Origin of the sequence: Pseudomonas sp. USHLN015 (genome assembly GCF_037153275.1) — a bacterium.
Taxonomy (GTDB): domain Bacteria; phylum Pseudomonadota; class Gammaproteobacteria; order Pseudomonadales; family Pseudomonadaceae; genus Metapseudomonas; species Metapseudomonas tohonis.
Genome location: NZ_JBBCKP010000003.1, coordinates 287,120 through 313,323 on the forward strand (window position 1 = coordinate 287,120; position 26,204 = coordinate 313,323).

The following is a 26,204-nucleotide window of genomic DNA, read 5'->3' on the forward strand; positions in this document are numbered from 1 at the left end:
CCTTGCCCGAGGGCGGGTGAATGGGGCCTCCGCGATTTCGTCGTCGACCCGACGCACTCGTTTCCTGACTGACCGGGCAAATTTTTCTTTTTCTGCCAGACCGCCTTGGTTAGAATTTGACTTCGAGGTCAAAAAATCCTTTCGACTACGCTTGAATCGACCACTCCCGAGAGTGGCCGACAACCGTTTTTACGCTCAGAAAACAGGGGTCGGCATCCGCCAAGGCTCCGAGGAACGGGTATGTCCAACCGTGAGTTATCCCGACGCGCCTTCCTGCAGGGCAGCGTCATCGCAGGTATCGGCATCACGCTGGCACCGCTGGGCAGCAAGGCCTTTGCTGCATTGTTCGAAGACCGGGTCACCGCCTCGCCGCAGCCCTGGTACACGCCGGGCGGCCAGGCGCGAGCGCGCATCGACGGCGTCTCCAAGGCCTGCGGGGCCAAGGTCTTCGCCCGTGACATCCGCGCCCAGGACATGCCCGGCTGGCCCCAGCGCCAGGGCCATGCGCTGCTGATCAAGGCGACCCGCGCCGATCACCTCTACGCCGGCCTGGACCTGTCCATGCTCGGCGACGAGCTCAAGCCCGATCGCCTGGTCACCGCGGCAGACCTCGCCCGTGACGGCATCGGCTTCCCCGAAGGCCACAACCTCGACCCCTTCCTGCCGGAAGGCCAGGTGCCGATGTTCATCGGCCACCCGGTGGCACTGCTGATCTGGACCGACTTCGACCGCTACCGCCGGGCGAAGAACATCCTCAAGTTCAACGAGAAGGTGGTGCGCTACGGCGCCAAGGCCGAGCTGTACCAGGCCGACCCCTACGGCAGCTTCCGCTTCGTGCGCGTCGGCGGCGAGACGCCCTTCGAGCCGGACGTGTTCTCCAGCCTCAAGGACAGCATGCTGTTCCCCATCATCCGCCAGCGCAAACCGGTGTGGAGCCAGCAGGCCAAGATCAACGGCGACCTGACCCAGCAGGGCCTGTACTACGCCGAGCGCATGGAGCAGCAGCTCAAGGCGCCGCCGGAGGACTGGCTGGTGTTCGACGAGCGCTTCACCACCCAGTCCATCGAGCCGGCGGCCCTGGAGGCCGACAACGGCAACGGCTGGTACGACGCCGAGAGCGGCACCCTGCACTTCGTGGTCGCCACCCAGTGCCCCTTCGAGGTGGCCGAGCAGACCGCGCACATGCTGGCGCCGTCGCGCTTCAAGGTGGCCAAGCTCAACCTGCACCCCGGCTACACCGTGGGCTACGGCTCCAAGGACAACAACATCTTCGTCTTCTACGCCGCGCTCGCCGCGATGTACGGCGAAGGCGTGCCGGTGCGCCTGGCCAACGACCGCTACGAGCAGTTCCAGAGCGGCATCAAGCGCCACCCCTTCGACATGCACTACCAGCTGGCGGTGAACAAGCAGGACCACAGCTTCCAGATCTTCCGCGCGCACATGGACGTCGACGGCGGCGGCCGCGCCAACTACAGCTCCTCGGTGGCGGCGGTCGGCGCCACGGCGGCGCAGTCCATCTACTACCTGCCGCAGAGCGACCTGGCCGCCACCGCGTACCATTCGCGCGGCGTCGAGGCCGGCTCCATGCGCGGCTACGGCACCCTGCAGACCATGGCCGCCACCGAGATGATGGTGGACGAGGTGGCCGGCCGCCTGGGCCTGGACGCCATCGAGTTGCGCAAGAAGAACGTCTTCAAGACCGGCATGAAGAACACCCAGGGCGCGATTCCCGCCGGTGCGCTGCGCCTCGACGAGATCCTCGACAAGGCCGCCCAGCACGAGATCTGGCGCACCCGCGCGGAGCGCAAGCAGCGCTTCGACGCCGAGGACCCGGACAACCTCTACGGCGTCGGCTTCGCCATGTGCCAGAAGGACTTCGGCACCGGCTCCGAGGCGCCCCTGGCGAGCCTGGAGATCACCGCCGACGGTCGCGTGCTGCTGCGCCACGTGGCCATCGACATGGGCACCGGCATGGCCACCTCCCAGGCGCTGCTGGCCGCCGACCACCTGGGCCAGCCGGCCCACGAGATCAAGACCGGCGAGACCGACTGGAACGAGCTGGGCCTGGTCACCAGCGGCAACCCCTACATCATCAGCCAGGCCGACCAGGACGCCGCGCTGAAGAACCCGCGCTGGGTGGGCAAGCTGGCCTCGCCGTCCTCGGCCACCAACTCCGCCTACTACTCCGGCCACGCCACCCGCGAGGCCGCGCGCATCCTCTTCAACCACGGCCTGTGGCCGGCGGCGCTGAGCATCTGGGGCCGCGGCGAGTACAACGGCTCGCTCAACCCCTACGTGGTGCGCCGCGAGGATGCCCACTGGAAGGACGGCGCCCTGAGCGCCGGCGGCATGCCGCCGATCCCCTTCGAGCTGCTGGCCAGGAAGGCCCACGACCTGGGCCTGGTCACGGGTGCCAGCGTGCACGGCTTCAACCGCTGGAAGTGGGCCTCGGCCGAGTTCGAGATCAACGGCGTGCGCGAGAGCCTGCCGCTGGACGCGGTGGCGGTGAAGTACGGCGCCGGTGCCGACGCCGGCAAGCGCGCCCTGATGACCCGCAACGGCTACCACCTGCTGGACCGCGTGTCGGTCAGCTACCCGGAGACCCAGCTCAACAACGCCATGGTCACCTACTACAGCCCGGTGGCCACCCTGGTGGAGATCAAGGTCAACAAGGGCAGTGGCGAGGCCCGGGTGATCAACCACCATTCCTGGATGGAGTGCGGCCGGGTGATCGTGCCCGAGCTGGTGCTCGGCCAGCTGGAAGGCGGCATCGCCATGGGCATCGGCCATGCGCTCATGGAGGAGATGCCGCTCTACGAAGGGGGGCCGGGCGAGGGCACCTGGAACTTCAACCGCTACCAGCTGCCCCGCGCGAAGGACGTCGCCGTGTGGTCGCAGACGGCGGAGATCCTGCCGCCGCTGTCGCCCAGCGACCCGGCCAAGGGCATCGCCGAAGTGGTGATGATCCCCGTGGTCGGCGCCATCGTGAACGCCGTGGCCCATGCCACCGGCAAGCGCCTGCGCGACCTTCCCCTGACTCCGGCCCGCATCAAGGAGGCCCTCCATGGCTAACCGCGCGCTCAGCATGAACATCAACGGCCAGGCCGTCGGCCCCATCGAGGTGGCGGACGACCTGATGATGATCGACTTCCTCCACGAGTACCTGAACCTCACCGGCTCGCGCCTGGGCTGCGGCCAGGGCGTATGCCACGCCTGCGTGGCCATCCTCGACAAGCCCGACGGCACCAGCGAGGAGATCCGCACCTGCATCACCGGTGCGCATTTCTTCGCCGGCAAGAACGTGCGCACCATCGAAGGCCACGCCAAGCGTGACGCCAAGGGCGAGGTGAGCGAGCTCAATCCGATCCAGCAGAAGTTCGTCGACCAGTTCGCCTTCCAGTGCAGCTACTGCACCCCGGGCTACGTCAATGCCGCCACCGTGCTGGTGGAGAAGCTGCAGCGCCAGCCGGTGAAACGCAGCGAGCTGGAGACCGAGATCGACAACGCCCTCGGCAAGCACATCTGCCGCTGCACCGGTTACGTCCGCTACTACAGCGCCGCGCGCGATGTGGTCGAGGAACTGGGTCTGGTGAAGGAAGGTTGAGATGAAACGACTGCTGATCGCCGCCGCTCTGCTCCTGCCCCTGGCCGCCACCGGCGCCCCCGAAGCACCGGCCGACAAGGCCCTGATCGAGCGCGGCCGCTACATTTCCCGCGCCGCCGACTGCGTGGCCTGCCACAGCATCGAGGGCAGTGCCCCCTATGCCGGCGGCCTGCCGCTGGAGTCGCCCTTCGGCACCATCTACGGCACCAACATCAGCCCGGACAAGGAGCACGGCATCGGCAACTACACCGCCGATGACCTCTACCGTGCGCTGACCCAGGGCGAGAAGCCCGACGGCAGCAAGCTGTACCCGGCGATGCCCTACACCTCCTACCACCTCATCACCCGCGAGGACTCCGACGCCCTCTACGCCTACCTGATGAGCCGCGAGCCGATCCCCAAGGCGAGCCCGCAGACCAGCCTGACCTTCCCGTTCAACCTGCGCTTCGGCCTGGCCTTCTGGAACATGCTCTACAAGAACCGCGTGCAGATGCAGCCGGCGGAGGGCAAGAGCGAGGAATGGCAGCGCGGCCAGTACCTGGTGGAAGCCCTCGGCCACTGCGGCGAGTGCCACACCCCGCGCAACGCGCTCGGTGCCCTGCAGCAGGACCAGCGCATGGAAGGCGGTGTGCTGCTGGGCTACCTGGCGCCGAGCCTGAAGGCCGAGGCGCTGGCCGCGCGCGGCTGGACCACCGACGACCTGGCGACCTTCCTCAAGCACGGCATCAGCGCCCAGGGCACGGTGTTCAACGAGATGTACCCGGTGCTGCACCACAGCCTGCAATACCTGCCGGAGGTGGATCACCAGGCCATGGCGGTGTTCCTCATGGGCGACCAGCCGCCGGCCCCGGCAACCGTCGTCACCCGCCCGCTGGCCGAGCTGACCGCCAGCGCCCAGGCCGGTCGCCAGGAGTACCTGAACCTCTGCGCCGGCTGCCACGGCGCACAAGGGCAGGGCATCCCCCACGTGGCGGTGGCCATGGCCGGCAACACCACCTTGCGCCAGGAGGATTCGCGCAACCTCCTGCGGGTGATCGACGACGGCATCCGCGAACAGCAGTTCACCGGCTTCGAGCGCATGCAGCCGATGCCGGGCTTCCAGCACGATCTTGATGACGAGCGGATGCGTGATCTGCTCAACTACCTGCGCCAGACCTGGGGAGGATCGCCCGGGGACATCGGTATGGAGAGCGTCTCCCAACTGCGAAGCGAAAAGGTTCACTGACCATGCAACACCTCGACCTCATCGTCGTGCGCAAGGCCCTCGAATGGTCCCGGGCCGGCCAGCGTGTCTGGCTCTGTACCGTGCTTTCCACCTACGGCTCGGCGCCCCGCGCGCCGGGTTCGCTGCTGGCCGCCAACGAGGCGGGGCAGTGGGTGGGGTCGTTGTCCGGCGGTTGCGTCGAGGACGATTTCCTCGAGCGCGTCGCCGCAGGCGCCTTCCCCGAGCCGCTGGCGCTGGTGCGCTACGGCGACGGTAGCGATGAGCGTTCGAAGATCAGCCTGCCCTGCGGCGGGGTCCTGGATGTGCTGGTGGAGAACCTGCCGGCCGATTGCGAGGTGCAGGCGCACCTGCGCGAGCTGGAAAGCGCCCTGGCCGGGCAGCGCCGTCTGCTGCGGGAGATCCGCATCGATGACGGCAGCCGCTCCCTGCGGGAGGATCGCGAGCAGGGGGCCCGGGTGGAGCGCGACGAGCAGGTGATCCGCCTGCGCGTGGGCGCCGCCCAGCGTCTGTTGCTGGCCGGGTATTCCTCGGTGGCGCAGGTGTGCGCCGAGTTCGCCCAGCCGCTGGGCTTCGAGGTGGTGCTCTGCGACCCCCGCGAGGAGGTGCTCGAGGGGGTCGAGCTGCCGGGCGTCGAGGTGCGCCGCGAACTGCCTTCCGAGGTGATCCGCAACGGCGGCTGCCACGCCGACACCGCCGTGGTGGCGCTGACCCACGACCCGCGCATCGACGACCTGGCGATGATCGAGGCGGTGCGCACCGAGGCCTTCTACATCGGCGTGATGGGCTCGATGGCCACCAGCGCCAAGCGCCGGGAGCGCCTGCGCCGCGTGGGCGGCCTGAGCGAAGCGGACATGGCCCGCATCATCGCCCCCATCGGCCTGAACCTGGGCAGCAAGACCCCGGCGGAGATCGCCCTGGCGGTGCTCGCCGACATCCTGCGGGTGCGCAATGCGATTCCGCGCGAGCGGGTCTAGTTTTCGGCTCCTGATGTAGGGGCGAATTCATTCGCCCAGCAGCCCGACGGATTGCTTCACCCAGGTAATTGGCACGAGGACCGCTGCGCGGTCCCGGGCGAATGAATTCGCCCCACAGGAGGTCCCCCGATGCCCCACGTCATCGCCCTGATCCTCGCCGCCGGCCGTGGCACCCGCTTCGGCAGCGACAAGCGCCAGGCGCGCCTGGCCGACGGGCGCACCCTGCTGGCGGCCAGCGTGGCGCGGGCACGAACGGTGTTCGACGAGGTGCGCGTGGTGCTGCGCCCCGAGGATGACCCGGCCGCACTGGGCCTGCCCGGCGATTGCCCGATCATCCGCTGCGCGGACGCCGACCAGGGCATGGGCCATAGCCTGGCGGCCGGCGCGCGCGGGTTATCCACAGCCCCGGGCGATGCCCTGGCGGTGTTGCTGGGCGACATGCCCTGGCTGGCCGAGGCCACCCTGCGCGAGCTGCTGGCGCGGGCCGACGCCCGGCGCATCCTGTTCCCGCTGCACGAGGGCCAGCGCGGCCACCCGGTGATCTTCGGCCGTGCCTTCTGGTCCGAGCTCGAACGCCTCCAGGGCGACGAGGGCGCCCGTGCGGTGCTCGCCGCCCATCGCGAGGCCTGGTTGGCGCTGGAGGTGGACGACCCCGGCGTGGTGCTGGACGTGGATACGCCCCGGGCCCTTGATACGGGACAGGTGGAAAGGCCGTAGGCGTGCACCGGCTGCCATGGGGGCGGGTGGATGACGCTTCATCCATCCACCAGGCGGGTTGGCGGGCTGCTCAGGACTGTCCAGTGACCTTGTAGCGGAGCTCCGGTCCGGCTCCGTGTTTGTCCAGGGTTATCCACTCGCTGCGGCAACCTGCCGCGTGGCAATCGACCACAGCATTTTCCCTCGAGCGAAGCGCTACTCTTTAGCTGCTGATTGATCTGCGTCAATGCCCGCCCCTTGGGCTTGCGCTTGCGGCTGAACGAGCCGCCATCTCCCTGAAACCTCACATAAAAAGAACGAATTCCCAGGGCCAGCGCTCCAATTGCCGGAGTGACCCGCCCAGGGCCGTGCCCGTGAACCAGCTAGAGGACGTCGTAATGTTCGGATTGGAGGCTCTTGATCTCGCCCGAATCCAGTTCGCCTTCACCATTTCCTTCCACATCATCTTTCCGGCCATCACCATCGGCTTGGCGAGTTACCTGGCGGTACTGGAAGGCTTGTGGCTGAAGACCAACCGGGAGGTCTATCGCGACCTCTATCACTTCTGGTCGAAGATTTTCGCCGTCAACTTCGGCATGGGCGTGGTGTCCGGCCTGGTGATGGCCTATCAGTTCGGCACCAACTGGAGCGCGTTCTCCGACTTCGCCGGCTCGGTCACCGGGCCGCTGCTGACCTACGAGGTGCTCACCGCGTTCTTCCTCGAAGCCGGCTTCCTCGGCGTGATGCTGTTCGGCTGGAACCGCGTCGGGCCGGGCCTGCACTTCTTCTCCACGGTGATGGTGGCCATCGGCACGCTGATCTCCACCTTCTGGATCCTGGCCTCCAACAGCTGGATGCAGACGCCCCAGGGCTTCGAGATCGTCGATGGCCGGGTGATTCCCACCGACTGGTTCGCGGTGATCTTCAACCCGTCCTTCCCCTATCGCCTGGCCCACATGGCCACCGCGGCCTTCCTCGCCACGGCGTTCTTCGTCGGCTCCTCGGCGGCCTGGCACCTGCTGCGCGGCCGGGACAACCCGGCGATCCGCCAGATGCTCTCCATGGCCATGTGGATGGCCCTGCTGGTGGCGCCGATACAGGCCTTCATCGGCGACATGCACGGCCTCAACACCCTGGAACACCAGCCGGCGAAGATCGCCGCCATCGAGGGTCACTGGGAGAACCCGCCCGGCGAGGCGACCCCGCTGATCCTCTTCGGCTGGCCGGACATGGAGCGCGAGGAAACCCGCTTCAAGGTGGAGATCCCCTACCTGGGCAGCCTCATCCTCACCCACAGCCTGGACAAGCAGGTGCCGGCGCTGAAGGAGTTCCCCAAGGAAGACCGGCCCAACTCCACCATCGTCTTCTGGTCGTTCCGCATCATGGTCGCCCTGGGCCTGCTGATGATCCTGGTCGGCGTCTGGAGCCTGTGGCTACGCTGGCGCGGCGGGCTGTTCAGCTCGCGGCCGTTCCTCCACCTGTGCCTGTGGATGGGCCCGTCCGGGCTGATCGCGATCCTCGCCGGCTGGTTCACCACCGAGATCGGCCGCCAGCCCTGGGTCGTGTACGGCCTGATGCGCACCGCCGACGCCTCGTCGAACCACAGCTTCGCGCAGATGAGCCTCACCCTGATCATGTTCGTGGTGGTCTATTTCGCCGTGTTCGGCGCCGGTTTCAGCTACCTGCTGCGCCTGGTGCGCAAGGGACCGAAGACCGACGAGGGCAAGGAGCAGGGCATCGGTGGTCCCGGCCAGAAACGTACGCCGGCGCGGCCCATCTCGGCGGCCGACGAGAATATGGAAGACGACGACAACTCGGGTGACGACCTGGGCGCGAGGAACTGAACATGGGCATCGACCTTTCTCTGATCTGGGCGATCATCATCGTCTTCGGCGTGATGATGTACGTGGTGATGGACGGCTTCGACCTGGGCATCGGCATCCTCTTCCCCTTCGTCAAGGACGACTCCGAGCGCGACGTGATGATGAACACCGTCGCGCCGGTGTGGGACGGTAACGAGACCTGGCTGGTGCTGGGCGGGGCGGGCCTGTTCGCGGCCTTCCCGCTGGCCTACTCGGTGGTGCTCAGCGCGCTCTACCTGCCGCTGATCTTCATGCTCATCGGCCTGGTGTTCCGCGGCGTGGCCTTCGAGTTCCGCTTCAAGGCCAAGGAGCACAAGCGCCACATCTGGGACAAGGCCTTCATCGGCGGCTCCCTGGCGGCGACCTTCTTCCAGGGCGTGGCCCTGGGGGCCTTCATCGAGGGCATCCCGGTGGAGAACCGCCAGTTCGCCGGCGGCGGGCTGGACTGGCTGGCGCCGTTCCCGATCTTCAGCGGCCTGGGGCTGGTGGCGGCCTATGCGCTGCTCGGCTGCACCTGGCTGATCATGAAGACCGAAGGCCGCCTGCAGGAGCAGATGCACGACATGGCCCGGCCGCTGGCCCTGGTGCTGCTGGCGGTGATCGGCATCGTCAGCATCTGGACGCCCCTGTCCCACGGCGAGATCGCCCAGCGCTGGTTCAGCCTGCCCAACCTGTTCTGGTTCCTGCCGGTGCCGCTGCTGGTGCTGGTGACCTTCTTCTACCTGCTGCGATCGGTGGCGAACTACGACAACATCAAGCCCTTCGTGCTCACCCTGATCCTCATCTTCCTCGGCTACAGCGGCCTGGGCATCAGCCTCTGGCCGAACATCGTGCCGGGCTCGCTGAGCATCTGGCAGGCCGCCGCGCCGCCGCAGAGCCAGGGCTTCGCGCTGGTGGGGGCGCTGTTCATCATCCCCTTCATCCTCGTGTACACCGCCTGGAGCTACTACGTGTTCCGCGGCAAGGTCACCCCGGACCAGGGCTACCACTAGTGGACAGGAGAGCGACCATGGCTGTGGACAACCCCGAGAAGAAACCCCTGTGGCAGCGCCTGGGCTGGCTGCTGGCGATCTGGACCGGCAGCGTCCTGGCGCTGGGCGTGGTGTCCTACCTGCTGCGCCTGTTCATGAATGCGGCGGGGCTGAGCACGCCCTGAGCAGGGCTCGGACCCACTCCTGCTCGTTCCCGTAGGAGCGAGCTCTGCTCGCGAAGCTCTTTGCAACGGGCAGGATGCCCGGCCCGGCTCCGATGGTGGACTGGTGAAGCGGGGTCCACCCTACGCGACTGAGCGAGTTCCCTCGGTATCAGGGAGCGCTGGGGCGGCAGGGTGGATGTCGCTTTTTACATCCACCGGCGATGCCCGGCTGGCTCCGAGGGTGGGCCGGCGAATCCCTGCGGCGTGCGCCCGATTGATCGCGCCCCTATTTGCTGGCCTTGAGGATCACGAACTTGGGCGTGGCGGCGATCTGTTCGACGCCGCGGTACAGGCGCTTGAGCTTGGCGTGGTAGCCCAGGTGGCGGTTGCCGACTATCCACAGCTCCCCGCCGGTGACCAGCGCATCGCGCGCCTGCACGAACATGCGCCAGGCGAGGAAGTCGCCCACCACCTGCTGCTGGTGGAAGGGCGGGTTGCACAGCACCAGGTCCAGCGAGCCGGCCGGCTGCTCGGCGAGGCCGTCGCCGGGGCGGATTTCCACCGGGCGCTCGCCCAGGGCCGCGCGCCAGTTATCCACAGCCGATTGCACGGCCATGTACGACTCATCCACCAGTGTCAGCTGCGCTTCCGGGTTGGCCAGGGCGTAGGCGATGCCGAGCACGCCATTGCCGCAGCCGAGGTCGGCCACGCGGGTGGCGTCCAGGCGCCTGGGCAGGTGCGGGAGGAAGGCGCGGGTGCCGATGTCCAGGCCTTCGCGGCAGAACACGTTGGCGTGGTTGAGCAGCTCGAGGCGCGGTTCGTCGAGCTGGTAGCGGGTCGGGTAGGGCGAGCGGGCGGCCGGTCGGTCCGCCACCGTGGCCACCAGCAGGCGGGCCTTCTTCACCGCCAGCGAGGCCTGCATCGGGCCGATGTACTTCTCCAGCAGGTCGCCGGCGGCGTGGGGCAGGTGCTTGACCATGCCGGCGGCCACCACCGTGGCGCCAGGCGCCAGGCGGCCCTGCAGGCGGATCAGTTGCTCTTCCATCAGCGCCAGGGTCTTGGGCACGCGGACCAGCACGCGGTCGAAGGTGCCGTCCATCGGTTCGCTGGCCGGCACGAAGCGCACCGCGTCGGCGGCCAGGCCGTTGCGCGCGAGGTTGCGTTGCAGGCCGAGGAAGCCCAGGTGCGAGTCGCCGCTGCTGGTGACCTGCACGTGCGGCGCCAGGCTGGCGGCCAGGGCGCCGAAGCTGTCGTTGAGCACCAGCACCCGGGTGGCGGCGTCGGGCGCCTGTTCGTGCAGGTGGCCGAGCAGGTACTCGTCGGCGGCGTCGAAGGCCTGCAGCGGGTCGTTCGGCTGGTCGGGAACGCGGACCAGGTCGAGCTGGCCGAAAGGGGTGAGCAGTTGGGGCATCGGGAACTCTGGAAAGGGCTGAGGGCGGAGATTGTGCTGGAAGTGAGAGCTGGTTGGGATTAGCGGTGCTTGTTTATTGATCAGTTTTGCCTAAGAATCCGCGCCTCTGATTTCGGCCCGCCATCCCATGGCGATTCTCTGCGCCGGAACAGCTCCAATAATAACCAGGCATCTGGCATTTCTCTGCCCTGAACGACCTGGTACGCCGTAAAAAACGGTGCGTACCCGCTGGTTGGGAGCGGGCGTTCCACCGAAAAAAACCTTATTCCAGACGGAGCCGACGCGCATGGCGCGGGCTTCGCCGTTGCCATTTGCACAGGTGCATACATGTACAAGTCTCTGTTCGGGGCGCTGTTCGCTTCGCTCATGGTCCTTTCCAGCTCCGCGCTGGCCGAGGAGCCGATCCTCATCAAGTTCTCCCACGTCGTGGCCGAGGACACGCCCAAGGGCAAGGGCGCGCTGCTGTTCAAGAAGCTGGTGGAAGAACGCCTGCCGGGCAAGGTGAAGGTCGAGGTCTACCCGAACTCCAGCCTCTTCGGCGACGCCGACGAGATCCAGGCGCTGCAGAGCGGCCAGGTGCAGATGCTGGCGCCCTCGCTGTCCAAGTTCGAGGCGTACACCAAGCAGTTGCAGGTATTCGACCTGCCGTTCCTGTTCGATGACCTCGAAGCCGTGAAGCGCTTCCAGAAGCGCGACAAGAGCCGCGAGCTGCTGCGCTCGATGTCCAAGCAGGGCATCTATGGCCTGGGCTACTGGAACAACGGCATGAAGGAGCTGACCTCCAGCCGCGAGTTGCGCAAGCCCGAGGACGCCAAGGGCCTGGCCTTCCGTATCCAGCCGTCCTCCGTGCTCGACGCGCAGTTCGGCCTGCTCGGCGCCAAGACCGTGAAGATGCCCTTCGCCGACGCCTTCAAGGCGCTGCAGGCCGGCACCATCCAGGGCACCGAAGGCCCCTGGTCGAACATCGCCAGCCAGAAGATCGACACCGTCCAGCCCTACGTCATCGAGACCAACCACGGTTCGCTGAACTACATGCTGATCACCAACCAGAAATTCTGGATCAGCATCCCGTACCAGACCCGCACCGAGCTGGAGGCGATCATCGAAGAGGTCACCTTCGCGGTGAACAAGGAAGCCGAGGCGATGAACCAGAAGGACCGCGAGCGCGTCATCGCCGCCGGCAAGACCAAGGTGATCACCCTCACCCCCGAGGAGCGTGACGCCTGGCGCCAGGCCCTGTTGCCGCTGTGGAAGACCTACGAGGCGGAGATCGGTGCCGACGTGCTGCGCGCGGCCCAGACCGTCAACCGCAAGCACTGACCGGTCTATAGCCACAACGCGCGCGGGTGTTTCCCGCGCGCGCTTTGCGGGACACTGGCGGGGTTCCAGCGACAGGAGCCCGCAATGAGCGCCAGCGAAGAGAAGTTCACCCGCCAGACCCTGCTCGACGTCCAGACCCTGACGCCGAGCCTGTTCACCCTGCGCACCACCCGTGACCCCGGTTTCCGCTTCCGCGCCGGCCAGTTCGCCCGCCTGGGCGTGACCAGGGCCGATGGCAGCACCGTGTGGCGCGCCTACTCCATGGTGTCGGCTCCCCATGACGAGTACCTGGAGTTCTTCTCCATCGTGGTGCCCGGCGGCGAATTCACCAGCGAGCTGAGCCGCCTCGCCGTGGGTGACACGCTGCTGGTCGACAAGCAGGCCTTCGGTTTCCTCACCCTCGATCGCTTCAATGACGGCCGCGACCTCTGGCTGCTGGCCACCGGCACCGGTATCGCGCCTTTCCTGTCCATCCTCCAGGACCTGGAGGTGTGGCAACGCTTCGAGCGCATCGTGCTGGTGTACAGCGCGCGGCATGAGCGCGAGCTGGCCTACCAGCCGTTGATCGCGGGCCTGAAGGGCCTGGAGCATCTGGAAGGCGTCGCCGACAAGCTGACCTACATCCCGGTGGTGACCCGCGAGCAGGTGCCGGGTGCGCTGAACGGGCGCATCACCACGCTGATCGAGAACGGCGAGCTGGAACGCGCCGCGGGCCTGGCGCTGGCCCCCGAGCACTCGCGGGTGATGCTCTGCGGCAACCCGCAGATGATCGAAGACACCCGTGCCGTGCTCAAGGCCCGCGACATGAACCTGGCCCTGACCCGCCGGCCCGGGCAGGTGGCGGTGGAGAATTACTGGTAGAAGACGCTGGCCCAGCGAGCCTTTGTATCTTTCGTAGGATGGGTAGAGCGAAGCGAAACCCATCGATGCGAGGTAGGGCATGGGTTCGGTGCCGGCCTGCCAGCATGGGTTTCGCACGGCTCTACCCATCCTACGACACAGGGTTTCGCACGGCCCGCGGACCCCTCACATCTCCACATCCCCACGACTCGCACAAGCGCCGTCGCAGCGCCCGGGGCAGCTGCAACCGGTGCTGCTGCGCCCGGTGGCGCGCTCCATGCGCCGGGCCACGGGTTCGTCGTCGGCGAAGGGGAGCATGGTGGCTTCGTCGATCTGCCGCTGGTCCTTGCCGCCCAGGCTGAGCTGGGTGGCGACGTAGAAGAACACCAGGGCGCCGAGGGACAGCAGCCCGTAGAAGCCATCCAGGTCCATGGCCGCCTCCTCAGGTGCGGGCCGCGATGGCGGCGGTTTCGCTGCGCGGCGCGCGGATGGTGACCCAGCTGTTCCAGGCCATCAGCAGCATGCCGGTGAGGAAGAAGGCGCCGCCGATGAAGCGCACCAGGAATCCCGGGTGGCTGGCTTCGAGGGCCTCGACGAAGGAGTAGGTGAGGGTGCCGTCGTCGTTGACCGCGCGCCACATCAGGCCCTGGGTGATGCCGTTGACCCACATCGAGGCGATGTAGAGCACGGTGCCGATGGTGGCCAGCCAGAAGTGCGCGTTGATCAGCCGGGTGCTGTACATCCGCTCGCGGCCGAAGATCTTCGGGATCAGGTGGTAGAGCGAGCCGAAGGTGATCATCGCCACCCAGCCGAGGGCGCCGGCGTGCACGTGGCCGATGGTCCAGTCGGTGTAGTGGGAGAGGGCGTTGACCGTCTTGATCGCCATCATCGGGCCTTCGAAGGTGGACATGCCGTAGAAGGCCAGCGATACGATGAGGAAGCGCAGGATCGGGTCGTCGCGCAACTTATGCCAGGCGCCGGAGAGGGTCATCATGCCGTTGATCATGCCGCCCCAGCTGGGCGCCAGGAGGATGATCGACATCGCCATGCCCAGGCTCTGCGCCCAGTCCGGCAGAGCGGTGTAGTGCAGGTGGTGCGGGCCGGCCCAGATGTACAGGGTGATCAGCGCCCAGAAGTGGACGATGGACAGGCGGTAGGAGTAGACCGGGCGCCCGGCCTGCTTGGGGATGAAGTAGTACATCATCCCGAGGAAGCCGGTGGTGAGGAAGAAGCCCACGGCGTTGTGCCCGTACCACCACTGCACCATGGCATCGGTGGCGCCGCTGTAGAGCGGATAGGACTTGAACCAGCTGACCGGGATGGCCATGTGGTTGACCACGTGGAGCATGGCCGTGACCAGGATGAAGGAGCCGAAGAACCAGTTGCCGACGTAGATGTGCCGGGTGCGGCGCTTCATCACGGTGCCGAAGAACACCACCGCGTAGGCGACCCAGACGATGCCCATCCACACGGCGCCGGTGAACTCCACCTCGGCGTATTCCTTGGTGGTGGTCAGGCCCTGGGGCAGGGTGACCAGCAGCATCACCACGAGGACCTGCCAGCCCCAGAAGGTGAAGGCGGCCAGGCCGTCGCCGAACAGTCGCGCCTGGCAGGTGCGCTGCACCGTGTAGTAGCTGGTGGCGAAAAGCGCGCTGCCGCCGAAGGCGAAGATCACCAGGTTGGTGTGCAGGGGGCGCAGGCGGCCGAAGCTGGTCCAGGGCAGGTCGAGGTTGAGCTGCGGCCAGACCAGCTGGGCGGCGATGAACACGCCCAGCCCCATGCCGACCACGCCCCAGACCAGGGTCATGATCGCGAACTGACGAACCACCCGGTAGTTGTAGGTGGGCTCCTGTAGTGCGGTGTTCATGGCGGAACCTTTTCGATTGCGGAAGAAGGCGCCAGCGCCGGGGCTGGCCAGGCCGCCACTCTAGGAAGCCGGGTCCGAACAAAACAGGCTCAGATCATTGAGGTTTTTAGAGATCAGATCCCAAGCGCGGGCATGCCAGTGAAACAGCGGCGAAGTCGGGCGGGCGCGCAATCTGATCCGCTTTTCGAGTTCACATCTGCGGCTGTTTATGAGGGGCATGGCCGCCCATAGTGGCACCTCGTTGTTCCGCTCCCGGTGCAGGGGCGGCGCCAGACCGAGGAGCCTTGCATGTATCGATACGACGACTATGACCACGCGCTGGTACGCGAGCGCGTGGCGCAGTTCCGCGACCAGGTGGCGCGGCGCATCAGCGACGAGCTGAGCGAGGAGGAGTTCCTCCCGCTGCGCCTGCAGAACGGGTTGTACATGCAGAAGCACGCCTACATGCTGCGCGTGGCCATCCCCTACGGCACCCTGTCGTCGCGGCAGCTGCGCACCCTGGCCGGCATCGCCCGCGACCACGACCGTTGCTACGGCCACTTCACCACGCGGCAGAACATCCAGTTCAACTGGATCGAACTGGCCGAGGTGCCGGACATCCTCGAACGCCTGGCCGAGGTGGAGATGCACGCCATCCAGACCTCCGGCAACTGCGTGCGCAACATCACCACCGAGGCCTTCGCCGGGGTGGCCGCCGACGAGCTGCTGGACCCGCGCCCGCTGGCCGAGATCCTGCGCCAGTGGTCCACCATCAACCCCGAATTCCTGTTCCTGCCGCGCAAGTTCAAGATCGCCATCTCCGCGTCCGGCGAGGACCGCGCGGCCATCCAGATGCATGACATCGGCCTCTACCTGTACCGCGACGAGGCGGGCGAGATGTGCCTGCGGGTACTGGTGGGCGGTGGCCTCGGGCGCACGCCCATCCTTGGCCTGCAGATCCGCGAGGGCCTGCCGTGGCAGCACCTGCTGTCGTACGTCGAGGCCATCCTGCGGGTGTACAACCGCCACGGCCGGCGCGACAACAAGTACAAGGCGCGGATCAAGATCCTGGTCAAGGCGCTGGGCATCGAGGCCTTCGCCCGCGAGGTGGAGGCCGAGTGGGAACACCTGCGCGACGGCCCGGCCCAGTTGACCCTGGCGGAGTACCAGCGCGTGGCCGCCGCCTTCGACGCGCCGAGCTACGAGACGCTCGACGACCTCGACCTGGCCTTCGGCAGCCAGCTGGCCGCCGATGCCGAGTTCGCCCGCTGGTGCTCGCGCAACCTGCAGCCGCACAAGGTGCCGGGGTACGTCGCCGTGGTGCTGTCCACCAAGCCCGGGGTCGACGCGCCGCTGGGCGACGTCACCGCCGCGCAGATGGAGGCGGTGGCCGACTGGGCCGAGCGCTTCGGCTTCGGCGAGATCCGCATCGCCCACGAACAGAATCTGGTGCTGCCCGACGTGCGCAAGCGTGACCTGTACGCGCTCTGGAACGCCGCCCGCGACACCGGCCTGGCCACGCCGAACATCGGCCTGCTGACCGATATCATCGCCTGCCCCGGTGGCGACTACTGCGCACTGGCCAACGCCAAGTCGATCCCCATCGCCCAGGCCATCCAGCAGCGTTTCGAGGACCTTGACTACCTCCACGACCTGGGCGAGCTGAGCCTGAACATCTCCGGCTGCATGAACGCCTGCGGCCATCACCACATCGGCAACATCGGCATCCTCGGCGTCGACAAGGGTGGCAGCGAGTGGTACCAGATCACCCTCGGCGGCGCCCAGGGCATGGCGGCGGCGCTGGGCAAGGTGATTGGCCCGTCCTTCAGCGCCGCCGAGGTGCCGGAGGTGATCGAGCGCATCGTCGCCACCTACCTCGACTATCGCGAGCTGGAGGAGCGCTTCGTCGATACGGTCGGGCGCATTGGCCTGGAGCCGTTCAAGGAACGGGTCTACGCGCGCGCGGAGGTGCCGGCATGAACAACCTCATCCGCCTGCTGGATGGAGAACCGCACCTGGTGCCGGACGACCCCTGGACCCTGGTGCGCGAGGTGGGCGAAGGCCTGCCGGACGGCCCGTTGATCCTGCCGCTGGCCCTGTGGCGCGAGCGAGATGGCCGCGACGGCCTGCTGCTGCAACCGGATGACGAGGTGGAGACGCTGGGGCCATTGCTGGGGGCCGAGGTGCCGCTCGTCGCCGTGGATTTCCCCAGCTTCCGCGACGGCCGTGGCTATAGCCAGGCCTACCTGCTGCGCAGCCGGCTCGGCTGGCACGGCGAGCTGCGCGCGGTGGGCGATGTGCTGCGCGACCAGCTCTCGCACATGCGCCAGTGCGGCTTCGATGCCTTCGCCGTGCGCGCGGACAAGTCCGTCGTCGATGCGCTCAAGGGGCTGGCCGGGGTCAGCGTGCTCTACGGGCGTTCGGTGATCGAGCCGAGGCCCTTGTTCCGCCGGCGCTAAGCGACTTCGTACACGATTGGTAAAAAATCCCTAGTTAAACGGCGTGCATTCATGTCCTAGGATGCACGTCCGTTTTTTCGATCCGGAACCCAATGGACAGCGACAGTAGCAAACCACCCCCCAGCAGCGTGGGCGTGGCCCCTTCCTTCCCCGGCGCCGCCGAGCGCCCGATCCGAGCGTGGCACCCCGCCGCGCGATCTTCCCGCATGCCGATCCGCCTGCAGCGCTCCCGTGGCGCCGATGCAGCCTTCGCGCCTGCCCGTCTTTCGCCCGGGAGTGCCTGAACATGGAATGGATAGCCGACCCCACCGCCTGGCTGGGACTGCTGACGCTGATCGTGCTGGAGATCGTCCTCGGCATCGACAACCTGGTGTTCATCGCCATCCTCGCCGACAAGCTGCCCCCCGAGCAGCGTGACCGCGCACGCCTGATCGGCCTGTCGCTGGCGCTGATCATGCGCCTGGGCCTGCTGGCCAGCATCTCCTGGCTGGTGACCCTGACCGAGCCGCTGTTCGAGGTGTTCGGCCAGGCCTTCTCCGGGCGAGACCTGATCATGCTCTTCGGCGGCGTGTTCCTGTTGTTCAAGGCCACCATGGAGCTGCACGAGCGCATCGAGGGGCGGGTCCACCACCAGGGCGGCAGCCGCACCTATGCGATGTTCTGGCCGGTGGTCGCGCAGATCGTGGTGCTGGACGCGGTGTTCTCCCTCGACGCGGTGATCACCGCCGTCGGCATGGTCGAGCACCTTGAGGTGATGATGATCGCCGTGGTGATCTCCATCGGCCTGATGATCGTCGCCAGCAAGCCGCTGACCGCCTTCGTCAACGCCCACCCCACGGTGATCATGCTGTGCCTGGGATTCTTGATGATGATCGGCTTCAGCCTCACCGCCGAAGGCCTGGGCTTCCACATTCCCAAGGGCTACCTGTACGCGGCCATCGGCTTCTCGATCCTCATCGAGCTGGCCAACCAGACGGTGCGCTGGCGCCGCAAGCGCCAGCTGCAGGGCAGCCGTGGCCTGCGTGAGCGCACCGCCCACGCGGTGCTGCGCCTGCTCGGCGGGCGTGGGGTTGACGCTGGCGAGGTGGGCGACGACATCGCCGACATGCTCAAGGACGGCGAAGGCGATACCGCGGTGTTCGACCGCCGCGAGCGGGTGATGATCAGTGGCGTGCTGCACCTGGCCGAGCGTTCGATCCGCACCGTGATGACCGACCGCGCGCGGGTCAACCGCATCGACCTGGACGACTCCCGCGAGCAGGTCCACCAGGCCCTGCTGCAGGCGCCGCATTCGCGCCTGGTGGTGATCCGTGGCGGCGCGGTGGACGAGCCCCTGGGCTACCTGCACAAGAAGGAGTTGTTCAAGGAGCTGCTGCGCGGCGAGGAGCCGGACCTGGAATCGCTGCTGCGCTCGCCGGTCAACCTGCCGGAAAGCGTCTCGGTGCTGGGCGCCCTGGAGCAGATGCGCGAGGCCTCGACCCACATCGCCTTCGTGGTCAACGAGTTCGGCGGCTTCGAAGGCCTGGTGACCATGACCGATATCCTGGAGTCCATCGCCGGCCAGTTGCCCGACGCCAGCGAGAGCGAGGGCCTGGACATCGAGCCCAGTGGCGAGGGCTACAAGGTCAGCGGTGCGGTGAACCTGGCGGTGCTGCGCGAGCGCCTGGGCTTCCGCGCCCGCCCCACGGACGACTACCAGACCCTGGCGGGCCTGGCCATGAGCCTGCTGGACCGCCTGCCGATGGTCGGCGACCGCCTCGAGGTCGAAGGCTGGGAGCTGCGGGTGACCGAGGTGCGCGAGCGCCGGGTCAACCGCCTGCTGCTGAGGCCGGTCGAGGAGACGGGCTGAGCCTGAAAAAGAAAACGGCGCCTCAGGGCGCCGTTCTTCATGGCAGCAGTCCGTTCAGGGCTGCTGCTTGTCCTGCTGCTGCGACTTGAGCAGGTCGCGGATCTCGGTCAGCAGCACTTCCTCCGGCGTCGGTGCCGGCGGGACGGAAGGGGCCACGGCCTCTTCGCGCTTGAGTTTGTTGATGGCCTTCACGCCCATGAAGATGGCGAAGGCGACGATGATGAAGTCCAGCACCGTCTGGATGAACTTGCCGTAGCTCAGCACCACTGCCGGCACGTCGCCCTGGGCGGCCTTGAGGGTGATGGCCAGGTCTGTGAAGTCGACCCCGCCGATCAGCAGGCCGATCGGCGGCATGATCACGTCACCGACGAAGGACGAGACGATCTTGCCGAAGGCCGCGCCGACGATGATGCCCACCGCCATGTCGACCACATTGCCCTTCACTGCGAAGGCTTTGAATTCGTTCAGTAGGCTCATGTACCGCTCCCCGGGTTCTGGTTATGGGCTGAAAGTGTAACCGAGTGTTCTGACCGCGCCATCTCAGCGATGTTGCGGTTCCACATGGCGGTAGAGGCGGCAGAAGTCACCGTGGACGCTCGTGTCGACGGGTTTTTCCACCTTCACGCCGGTGGCCGGGTAGCGGGCCAGCAGGACCTTCGGGCGCACCGGGCGCGGGTAGAAGCCGCCGCCGCAGTTGGGGCAGACGTTCTCCAGGCGCTGTGCGCAGGCAGCGCAGAAGGTGCACTCGAACGAGCAGATGCGTGCATCGGTGCTCGAAGGGGGCAGGGGACGGGAACAGGCTTCGCAGCTAGGGCGCAGCTCCAGCATCGGGGTTCTCCTCGGTCAGGCGCACAATCCTAGAACTTCCCGTGGTCGGCGCACAGCCACGAGTGTTCACTGAACACGCCATCGGGCCACCCGGCACCAACAACGGCCCCGCTTGGTCTAGCCTCAAGGAAGTTTACGGAGAGAGGAGCCCGACCATGCCGCTCGAACATCACCCCCTCAATCGCGAGTTCCCCGAATATCGCGACACGATGCAGGAGATGCTGCAACACAACGTGCATTTTTCCCGCCTGGCGCAGGAGTACCAGCGCCTCGATGCACGCATCTATGAAGTGGAGGACGGCAAGCACGCCCTCGACGACCTCGCCCTGCACAGCCTGAAGATGCAGCGGGTGGCGCTGAAGGACGAGATCGCCCAGTTGCTCAAGAACCACTAGGGATTCGTTCCCGGTAGCCGGCGAGGCGGCTTGATCGGCGTCAACGCGGGGGAAGCCGGCGCTGGGTAGTCTGGCGCCCATTTCCCCTTCCGGAGCCGTCGCCATGACCGTCTACGACACCCTTCCCAGCACCGCCCCCGAGCGTGACCGCAAGGCCCTGTACGAGGCGCGCCGCGCCGAGGAGCGCATCGCCCGCCTGCGCGAGCAGTACGAGCTTTTGGAGAAGCGCATCGGCCGCATCGAGCAGGGCAGCGAGCCGCTGGACGGCTCCAGCCTCCAGGCCCTGCGCATGCGCCGCGACGGCCTGCTGCAGAACCTGCAGGCGCTCAAGGCGCCGGAACGCAAGGAAGGCTGCTGCGGCTGCGGGCGCGCCTGCGGGGGTTGATCCGCTATCATGCGGGCTTCGTTTTTTCTGACGGAGTCCGCTGATGGCCAAGGCCAAGCGCATGTACGGCTGCACCGAGTGCGGCTCGACCTTCCCCAAATGGGCCGGCCAATGCGGTGACTGCGGGGCCTGGAACACCCTGGTGGAAACCGTGATCGACGGCGCCGCACCGCCCAGCGGGCGCGCCGGCTGGGCCGGCGGGCAGGCGCAGATCAAGACCCTGGCCGAGGTCAGCGTCGAGGAGATGCCGCGCTTCTCCACCGCCTCCGCCGAGCTGGATCGCGTGCTCGGCGGCGGCCTGGTCGACGGCTCGGTGGTGCTGATCGGCGGCGACCCGGGCATCGGCAAGTCCACCATCCTCCTGCAGACCCTGTGCAACATCGCCTCGCGCTTCCCCGCGCTCTACGTCACCGGTGAGGAGTCCCAGCAGCAGGTCGCCATGCGCGCCCGCCGCCTCGGGTTGCCCGAGGACAAGCTCAAGGTGATGACCGAGACCTGCATCGAAAGCATCATCGCCACCGCTCGGGTCGAGAAGCCCAAGGTGATGGTGATCGACTCCATCCAGACCATCTTCACCGAGCAGCTGCAGTCCGCCCCCGGCGGCGTGGCCCAGGTGCGCGAGAGCGCGGCGTTGCTGGTGCGCTACGCCAAGCAGAGCGGCACGGCGATCTTCCTGGTCGGCCACGTGACCAAGGAGGGCGCCCTGGCGGGGCCGCGCGTGCTGGAGCACATGGTCGACACGGTGCTGTATTTCGAGGGTGAGTCCGACGGCCGCCTGCGCCTGCTGCGGGCGGTGAAGAACCGCTTCGGCGCGGTCAACGAACTGGGCGTGTTCGGCATGACCGACAAGGGCCTCAAGGAGGTTTCCAACCCCTCGGCGATCTTCCTCACCCGCGCCCAGGAAGCGGTGCCCGGCAGCGTGGTCATGGCCACCTGGGAAGGCTCGCGGCCGATGCTGGTGGAGGTGCAGGCCCTGGTGGACACCAGCCACCTGGCCAACCCGCGCCGCGTGACCCTGGGCCTGGACCAGAACCGCCTGGCGATGCTGCTGGCGGTGCTGCACCGCCATGGCGGCATTCCCACCCACGACCAGGACGTGTTCCTCAACGTGGTGGGCGGGGTCAAGGTGCTGGAGACGGCCTCCGACCTGGCGCTGATCGCGGCGATCATGTCGAGCCTGCGCAACCGCCCGCTGGAGCATGACCTGCTGGTGTTCGGCGAAGTGGGGCTGTCGGGTGAGGTGCGTCCCGTGCCCAGCGGCCAGGAGCGTTTGAAGGAAGCGGGCAAGCACGGCTTCAAGCGGGCCATCGTGCCCAAGGGCAACGCCCCGAAAGAGGCGCCGCCCGGGTTGCGGGTGATCGCGGTGACACGCCTGGAGCAGGCGCTGGACGCGTTGTTCGAGTAGCGGCTACTTCTCCACCAGGGCGGCGAGGTCGCGCTCCAGCAGGCCTTCGTCGCCCAGGTTGAGTTCCACCAGGCGGCGCAGGTGGGCGATGGAATCCAGGTCGATGTGCTGGCAGACGAAGCCCAGTTGGTCCTTCTGGACGCGGGTCAGCACGACTTCCATGCGCACCTGGGTGTCGCCGCTGAGGCGGACGGTGGCGAGGAACGGCTGGTCCGGATCGCCGTTCCAGTTGCTCGGGCGTTCCACCAGCAGGCCCTTCAGGGAAATGTCCTGCAGCTCGACGTTCCAGCGACGCTCGTCCTGGGCGATCTCTGTGGCGGCATCGAACGCGATGCGGTGGAAGCGTCGGCGCTCGTTGTCTGTGTCACTCATGGCGTGGCTCCTGCTCAATTCACACAACTATAGACAAGGCTCGGGGCTGCCGCTCATCGGGAACGGCGGCGCCACAACCAGGCTCCGGCGGCACCCAGCAACAGCGCGGCGCCGGCGACGAGGCCGTACCTGATGGAGTAGAACCCGTCGCGCACGGCCTGTTCACGTTCTTCCCACAGGCGGCCGTGGGCGCTCTGGAAGTCCGGTTCCTCGCAGTTCATGCCGAAGTTGCCCGCCCATTCCACGAAGGGGCCGTGCTCGACATAGCGCCGGTAGATGGCCTGGGCGCGGCCCAGGTCGCTGTACTGGATCCAGCCGCTGCCCTTGCACAGCACGGCGGCGAAGGCCTGGCTGGTGTGGGGCAGGTCGTCGGCGGCGCGTTCGGTGAGGTCGGCGGCGACCCAGCGGTAGTGATAGCGCGCGTTGGGTTGCGCCATATGGGCGTTCTGTCGTTGCACCTCTCCCTCGGACAACAGGCCCTCCGCCTTCAGCGGGCCGACCTGGGTGAGGGCGAAGTAGCCGCCCAGCGCATGGAAGTCCGGTGACACCTCGTAGCCCAGCAGCTCCATGCCCTTCCAGCGGGCCAGGCGCGCGGCGGCGTAGTAGGCCTCGGCGCGGCCGATGCCTGTCCAGCGGCTCTGCGCCTGCTCGCGGGCCTGGCCGTATTCATGGGCAGCGGCGCGCAGTTCGTCGCTCTCGAAGTAGGCCAGGGCTTCTTCGTAGCGACCTTCGCGCAGCAGGCGACGGCCCAGCAGCTCGCGCAGGGAGGCGGCCACCGGGCGTGGGCGATAGGCGTCGCGGTCTTCCTGGGTCTGTGCCGGCGGCGCGTCCACCTTGGCGTCCACGTAGTCCTTGAGTTCGTCGAGGGTGAGCACGCGCTCGGCCACGGCGGCGGCGTCCATCCAGTAGATATCGCCGCTGCGGTAGAGGTTGTCGAAAGCCTCCAGGTAGTCGCCGCGCTGCAGCGCGAGGATGGCGCTCTCGCCCTCCACCCGGCAGCGCGGCTTGACGGTTTCCCACTCCCAGTTCTCGGTGCGCCGGGCACCCCATTGCTCGTCCCCGGGAAAGGCCCTGGCGGCGCGGGCGTAGGCTTCGGTGGCGCGGGGGGTGTCGCCGGCGCGCATGGCCAGCTTGGCCCTCAGCCACCAGGCGAGGCCGCTGTCGCCGGCCTTCGCCAGGAAGCGCTCGGCGTTGTCGTAGCGGCCGAAGCGATAGGAGAGTGCGGCGAGGCGGTCTGCGTTGGGCAGCTCGGCGGCGTCGAGGGCCATCAGCAGTTCGGCCAGGTGCTGCTCGCCGCTGGGCTGCTCGTCATAGAACCAGCCGATCCGGGTGACCAGGCGCACCGTCAGCAGTTGCTGGACCTCGGGCACCGCCAGCAGCGGCACCAGTTGCTCATCGGGCATGCGCGAAAGCTCCCCGCTCAACTGGCGCAGGGAGCTGTAGCCGGTGCTGGAGTGCAGGGCGGCCTGGCTGGCGTAGAGGCGGATCGCCTCGCCCCAGTCGCCGGCCTCCCTGGCCAGCAGGGCTTCCTCGCCCAGGCTGGCGGCGGCCAGTTCCAGCGGGTCGTCGAAGCCCTCGACGGCCAGCTTGCGGGTGAGGCGGAAGGCTTCCTTGGCGGCTTCGGCGTTGGCGTGCAGGCGCTGGGTGGCTTCCTCGTCGCTGAGCACCTCGTCGCTGGCGGGCAGGGCGCGGCTGCTGGCGGCCAGGGTGCGGCCCATGGAGTAGGCGGCCCAGGTGCTGCGGGTACGGCGCTCGGCTTCCGGCAGTGCGAGGACGCGGCGGAAGTAGTCGACGGCCAGCGGGGCGTCGCTGCCGAAGGCCACGGCGCCGGCGGTATAGAGACGGATCTCGGCGGGCAGGTCCATGCCCTGGGCCTCGGCCTGCTGGGCATCGTCGAGGGCGCGCAGGGCCTGAACGCGCTTCCAGGTCGCCTCGCCCAGTTCGCTCTGCTCGCGCTCGTCGCGCTGCTGCAGGTAGCTGCTGTTGTCCTCTTCCCAGCGTGGCACCAGGCTGGCCTCGGTGACCGGCTTGAGTCCGGGAATGGGCGGGGCCAGGCGGGTGATCTCGAAGGCGAAGTTGCCCTCGGGCAGCTCGGCCAGGCTGTTGGCCCGGTCGTCCAGCAGGCGCATCGAGAAGTCGGGGCCGCAGGCCAGGGCGCTGCCGAGCGGCAGGGCGAGGGCGATGGCCAGGGCCAGGCGGGCGGGCCGCCGTTCAGGGGCGTACATGGATTCCTCCTTGATCGAGTTCGGAGCAGCGCGCCCAGCCCAGCGCGCGGCGTTGGCCGGCGGCGAGGTCGGTGCTGGCCTGGCGTTCCAGCACCAGGCCCGTGTCGCTGCGTTGCATGCGATAGCCGGGCAGGGCGTCGAAGGCCTGGCAGTCGCGGGCGGTGATCTCCACCCGACCCGGCAGTGGCGCGGGGATGTTGCCCGTGTTGGTGAGGCTGAATTCGTGCAGGGGGCCCGGGTTGTCCGGCTGCCCGACGGTGACCCGGAGTTCGACGGCCAGGGGCTCGCCCAGGGCGACCGCGCGCAAGGTGGCGTAGGGCCAGGCGCGCCTGTCGCCGGCCAGCGGCAGGCGGAACCAGATGAGCCCGGCCAGGTGTTCGGGGCGATCCCGGCGCAGCGTGTCCAGCAGCCCGGCGACCTGGCGCGGGTCGGCGCTGAGTTCGCGGCGCTCGCCGGCCAGTCCCAGGGGCGCCTCGCTTTCCACCTGGGCGCCACCGGTGCTGGCTATCAGGCCCGCACCGTAGGCAGGCAGGGCGAGGAGGAAGGGGCGGTCGCTGCGTTCGTTCCAGCGGCGGGCCCAGTCCAGGGCCTTGTCGGCGTCGAACAACCCCTGCTCGGGCGCGCTGACGCCATGGACCTGCAGCACGCTGCCGTCCACCTGGGCCAGCAGCGCGTCGAGGTCGGGGCTGGAAAGCCAGGCGGGCAGGGCGGTGATGCCCAGGTGCATGCCGGCCGGCAGGGCCTGGCGCAGCTCAGCGAGGAAACGGATGTAGCCGGGCAGGCGCGCGCTGGCGCAGTCGTGGTCGATCTCCAGCGCTTGCGGGGCCAGGCCGGCGGCCTTCCACTCGGCGAGCAGCGCGGTGATCTCCTCGCGTGCCCGTTGCGCGTCCAGCTGCGGCAGCTGGCCGTCGAGGCGTACCACCGCCACCAACGGGCGGCCATCGCGGCGCAGCAGGGCGCTGTCCACCTTCACGCGGGACCAGCCGGCGCCGGGGTGTGCCTGCAGGGCGAGCACGCGCAGGGTGGAGAAGTCGCTGCGGCTGCGGGCCAGGGCATCGGCGTGGGCGGGCAACCATTGGCGTTGCCAGATATAGAGCTGCTGGTCGAGAGGCGGAGACACCTCTTCACGGCAACCGGCAGCCAGCGCGAGTAGGCATGAGAGGGCCGCGATCCTGCGGCGGGAGGAGCCGTACATGGTCGTCATCGGGAAGGACTGGGCGCCGCGGCCCGTGCGCGGCGGATTAGACTCCCAATCCCGATGGCCGGCAAGGGGCGCACGTCAACCCGTTCACATCCCTGCAAGTGGCGTCACCCTCGGGGAGCGCGTCGGTCCGGTGCGGTTTGACAGTTCGCCAAGTGTCGCCAAAGCTGCT

24 protein-coding genes are annotated in these 26,204 nt (G+C 67.8%); 16 read left to right on the forward strand and 8 right to left on the reverse strand.

From position 1 onward, the window contains the following. Window positions 1-240: 240 nt before the first annotated feature. The 8 genes from WFQ67_RS07545 (at window position 241) to WFQ67_RS07580 (ending at window position 9,517) form a co-directional block, all read left to right on the forward strand. A complete protein-coding gene (locus WFQ67_RS07545; protein WP_337056521.1) occupies window positions 241-3,072 on the forward strand; it encodes a xanthine dehydrogenase family protein molybdopterin-binding subunit in 2,832 nt (943 codons plus the stop codon). Beyond that, window positions 3,065-3,604 carry a (2Fe-2S)-binding protein gene (locus tag WFQ67_RS07550; protein WP_173173490.1) on the forward strand — a complete coding sequence of 180 codons (540 nt, stop codon included), beginning with the start codon at window positions 3,065-3,067 and terminating at the stop codon, window positions 3,602-3,604. The genes WFQ67_RS07545 and WFQ67_RS07550 overlap by 8 nt, the downstream gene beginning before the upstream one ends. Window position 3,605: 1 nt before the next feature. Beyond that, entirely contained in the window at window positions 3,606-4,829 is a 1,224-nt protein-coding gene (locus tag WFQ67_RS07555) for a cytochrome c (protein WP_337056522.1), read from the forward strand. 2 nt (window positions 4,830-4,831) lie between these two features. Beyond that, window positions 4,832-5,803 (forward strand): XdhC family protein, encoded by a 972-nt coding sequence (locus WFQ67_RS07560; RefSeq protein ID WP_285962522.1) that lies wholly within the window; start codon window positions 4,832-4,834, stop codon window positions 5,801-5,803. A 129-nt stretch (window positions 5,804-5,932) separates the two neighbouring features. After that, complete coding sequence (locus tag WFQ67_RS07565; RefSeq protein ID WP_337056523.1) at window positions 5,933-6,520, forward strand: nucleotidyltransferase family protein; 588 nt, start codon at window positions 5,933-5,935, stop codon at window positions 6,518-6,520. A gap of 377 nt (window positions 6,521-6,897) precedes the next feature. Then, window positions 6,898-8,343: a cytochrome ubiquinol oxidase subunit I gene (locus WFQ67_RS07570; RefSeq protein ID WP_213628430.1), complete on the forward strand. Its 1,446-nt coding sequence runs from the start codon at window positions 6,898-6,900 to the stop codon at window positions 8,341-8,343. 2 nt (window positions 8,344-8,345) lie between these two features. Then, a complete protein-coding gene (gene cydB / locus WFQ67_RS07575) occupies window positions 8,346-9,353 on the forward strand; it encodes a cytochrome d ubiquinol oxidase subunit II (protein ID WP_173173479.1) in 1,008 nt (335 codons plus the stop codon). A 17-nt stretch (window positions 9,354-9,370) separates the two neighbouring features. Continuing rightward, on the forward strand, window positions 9,371-9,517 hold the full coding sequence (locus WFQ67_RS07580) for a DUF2474 domain-containing protein (RefSeq protein ID WP_173173477.1): 147 nt from the start codon (window positions 9,371-9,373) through the stop codon (window positions 9,515-9,517). Between the two features lie 265 nt (window positions 9,518-9,782). Here WFQ67_RS07580 and WFQ67_RS07585 read toward each other — a convergent pair whose 3' ends face one another. Beyond that, complete coding sequence (locus WFQ67_RS07585) at window positions 9,783-10,907, reverse strand: class I SAM-dependent methyltransferase (RefSeq protein ID WP_337056524.1); 1,125 nt, start codon at window positions 10,905-10,907, stop codon at window positions 9,783-9,785. Between the two features lie 327 nt (window positions 10,908-11,234). Here WFQ67_RS07585 and WFQ67_RS07590 point away from each other — a divergent pair, with 327 nt between their 5' ends. Continuing rightward, window positions 11,235-12,227 carry a TRAP transporter substrate-binding protein gene (locus tag WFQ67_RS07590; protein WP_173173473.1) on the forward strand — a complete coding sequence of 331 codons (993 nt, stop codon included), beginning with the start codon at window positions 11,235-11,237 and terminating at the stop codon, window positions 12,225-12,227. An 84-nt stretch (window positions 12,228-12,311) separates the two neighbouring features. After that, window positions 12,312-13,088, forward strand: a complete 777-nt coding sequence (locus WFQ67_RS07595; protein ID WP_337056525.1) for a ferredoxin--NADP reductase — start codon at window positions 12,312-12,314, stop codon at window positions 13,086-13,088. Window positions 13,089-13,253: 165 nt separating this feature from the next. Here the strand turns inward: WFQ67_RS07595 and WFQ67_RS07600 are convergent, their stop codons facing one another. Further along, window positions 13,254-13,499, reverse strand: coding sequence for a cbb3-type cytochrome c oxidase subunit 3 (locus tag WFQ67_RS07600; RefSeq protein ID WP_173173469.1), 246 nt, complete (start codon window positions 13,497-13,499; stop codon window positions 13,254-13,256). 10 nt (window positions 13,500-13,509) lie between these two features. After that, entirely contained in the window at window positions 13,510-14,934 is a 1,425-nt protein-coding gene (ccoN, locus tag WFQ67_RS07605) for a cytochrome-c oxidase, cbb3-type subunit I (protein ID WP_213628433.1), read from the reverse strand. Window positions 14,935-15,222: 288 nt separating this feature from the next. Here ccoN and WFQ67_RS07610 point away from each other — a divergent pair, with 288 nt between their 5' ends. From WFQ67_RS07610 to WFQ67_RS07620, 3 genes are all read left to right on the forward strand, one after another. Continuing rightward, a complete protein-coding gene (locus WFQ67_RS07610; RefSeq protein ID WP_337056526.1) occupies window positions 15,223-16,893 on the forward strand; it encodes a nitrite/sulfite reductase in 1,671 nt (556 codons plus the stop codon). Beyond that, window positions 16,890-17,372: a DUF934 domain-containing protein gene (locus tag WFQ67_RS07615; RefSeq protein WP_213628435.1), complete on the forward strand. Its 483-nt coding sequence runs from the start codon at window positions 16,890-16,892 to the stop codon at window positions 17,370-17,372. Before WFQ67_RS07610 ends, WFQ67_RS07615 begins: the two co-directional genes overlap by 4 nt. 286 nt (window positions 17,373-17,658) lie before the next feature. Beyond that, window positions 17,659-19,221, forward strand: coding sequence for a TerC family protein (locus tag WFQ67_RS07620; protein WP_213628436.1), 1,563 nt, complete (start codon window positions 17,659-17,661; stop codon window positions 19,219-19,221). Window positions 19,222-19,275: 54 nt separating this feature from the next. On the opposite strand, the gene mscL is transcribed toward WFQ67_RS07620, so the two are convergent. Together mscL and WFQ67_RS07630 are read right to left on the reverse strand one after the other, a co-directional pair. Further along, a complete protein-coding gene (mscL, locus tag WFQ67_RS07625) occupies window positions 19,276-19,698 on the reverse strand; it encodes a large-conductance mechanosensitive channel protein MscL (protein WP_173173459.1) in 423 nt (140 codons plus the stop codon). A 63-nt stretch (window positions 19,699-19,761) separates the two neighbouring features. Next, on the reverse strand, window positions 19,762-20,049 hold the full coding sequence (locus tag WFQ67_RS07630; RefSeq protein ID WP_173173458.1) for a DUF1272 domain-containing protein: 288 nt from the start codon (window positions 20,047-20,049) through the stop codon (window positions 19,762-19,764). Between the two features lie 155 nt (window positions 20,050-20,204). On the opposite strand from WFQ67_RS07630, the gene WFQ67_RS07635 reads away from it, so the two are divergent. From WFQ67_RS07635 to radA, 3 genes are all read left to right on the forward strand, one after another. Beyond that, a complete protein-coding gene (locus WFQ67_RS07635) occupies window positions 20,205-20,444 on the forward strand; it encodes a YdcH family protein (protein ID WP_111259693.1) in 240 nt (79 codons plus the stop codon). 103 nt (window positions 20,445-20,547) lie between these two features. Then, window positions 20,548-20,829, forward strand: a complete 282-nt coding sequence (locus tag WFQ67_RS07640; RefSeq protein WP_111259694.1) for a DUF465 domain-containing protein — start codon at window positions 20,548-20,550, stop codon at window positions 20,827-20,829. A 43-nt stretch (window positions 20,830-20,872) separates the two neighbouring features. Continuing rightward, a complete protein-coding gene (radA, locus tag WFQ67_RS07645) occupies window positions 20,873-22,234 on the forward strand; it encodes a DNA repair protein RadA (protein ID WP_021218793.1) in 1,362 nt (453 codons plus the stop codon). A gap of 3 nt (window positions 22,235-22,237) precedes the next feature. Here the strand turns inward: radA and WFQ67_RS07650 are convergent, their stop codons facing one another. From WFQ67_RS07650 to WFQ67_RS07660, 3 genes are read right to left on the reverse strand one after another with little or no spacing between them, the layout of a single operon-like run. Beyond that, window positions 22,238-22,606, reverse strand: a complete 369-nt coding sequence (locus WFQ67_RS07650; protein WP_173173454.1) for a PilZ domain-containing protein — start codon at window positions 22,604-22,606, stop codon at window positions 22,238-22,240. A gap of 53 nt (window positions 22,607-22,659) precedes the next feature. Continuing rightward, entirely contained in the window at window positions 22,660-24,831 is a 2,172-nt protein-coding gene (locus WFQ67_RS07655; protein WP_337056527.1) for a hypothetical protein, read from the reverse strand. Next, complete coding sequence (locus WFQ67_RS07660; RefSeq protein WP_337056528.1) at window positions 24,818-26,026, reverse strand: DUF3142 domain-containing protein; 1,209 nt, start codon at window positions 26,024-26,026, stop codon at window positions 24,818-24,820. The genes WFQ67_RS07655 and WFQ67_RS07660 overlap by 14 nt, the downstream gene beginning before the upstream one ends. Window positions 26,027-26,204 lie beyond the last annotated feature (178 nt).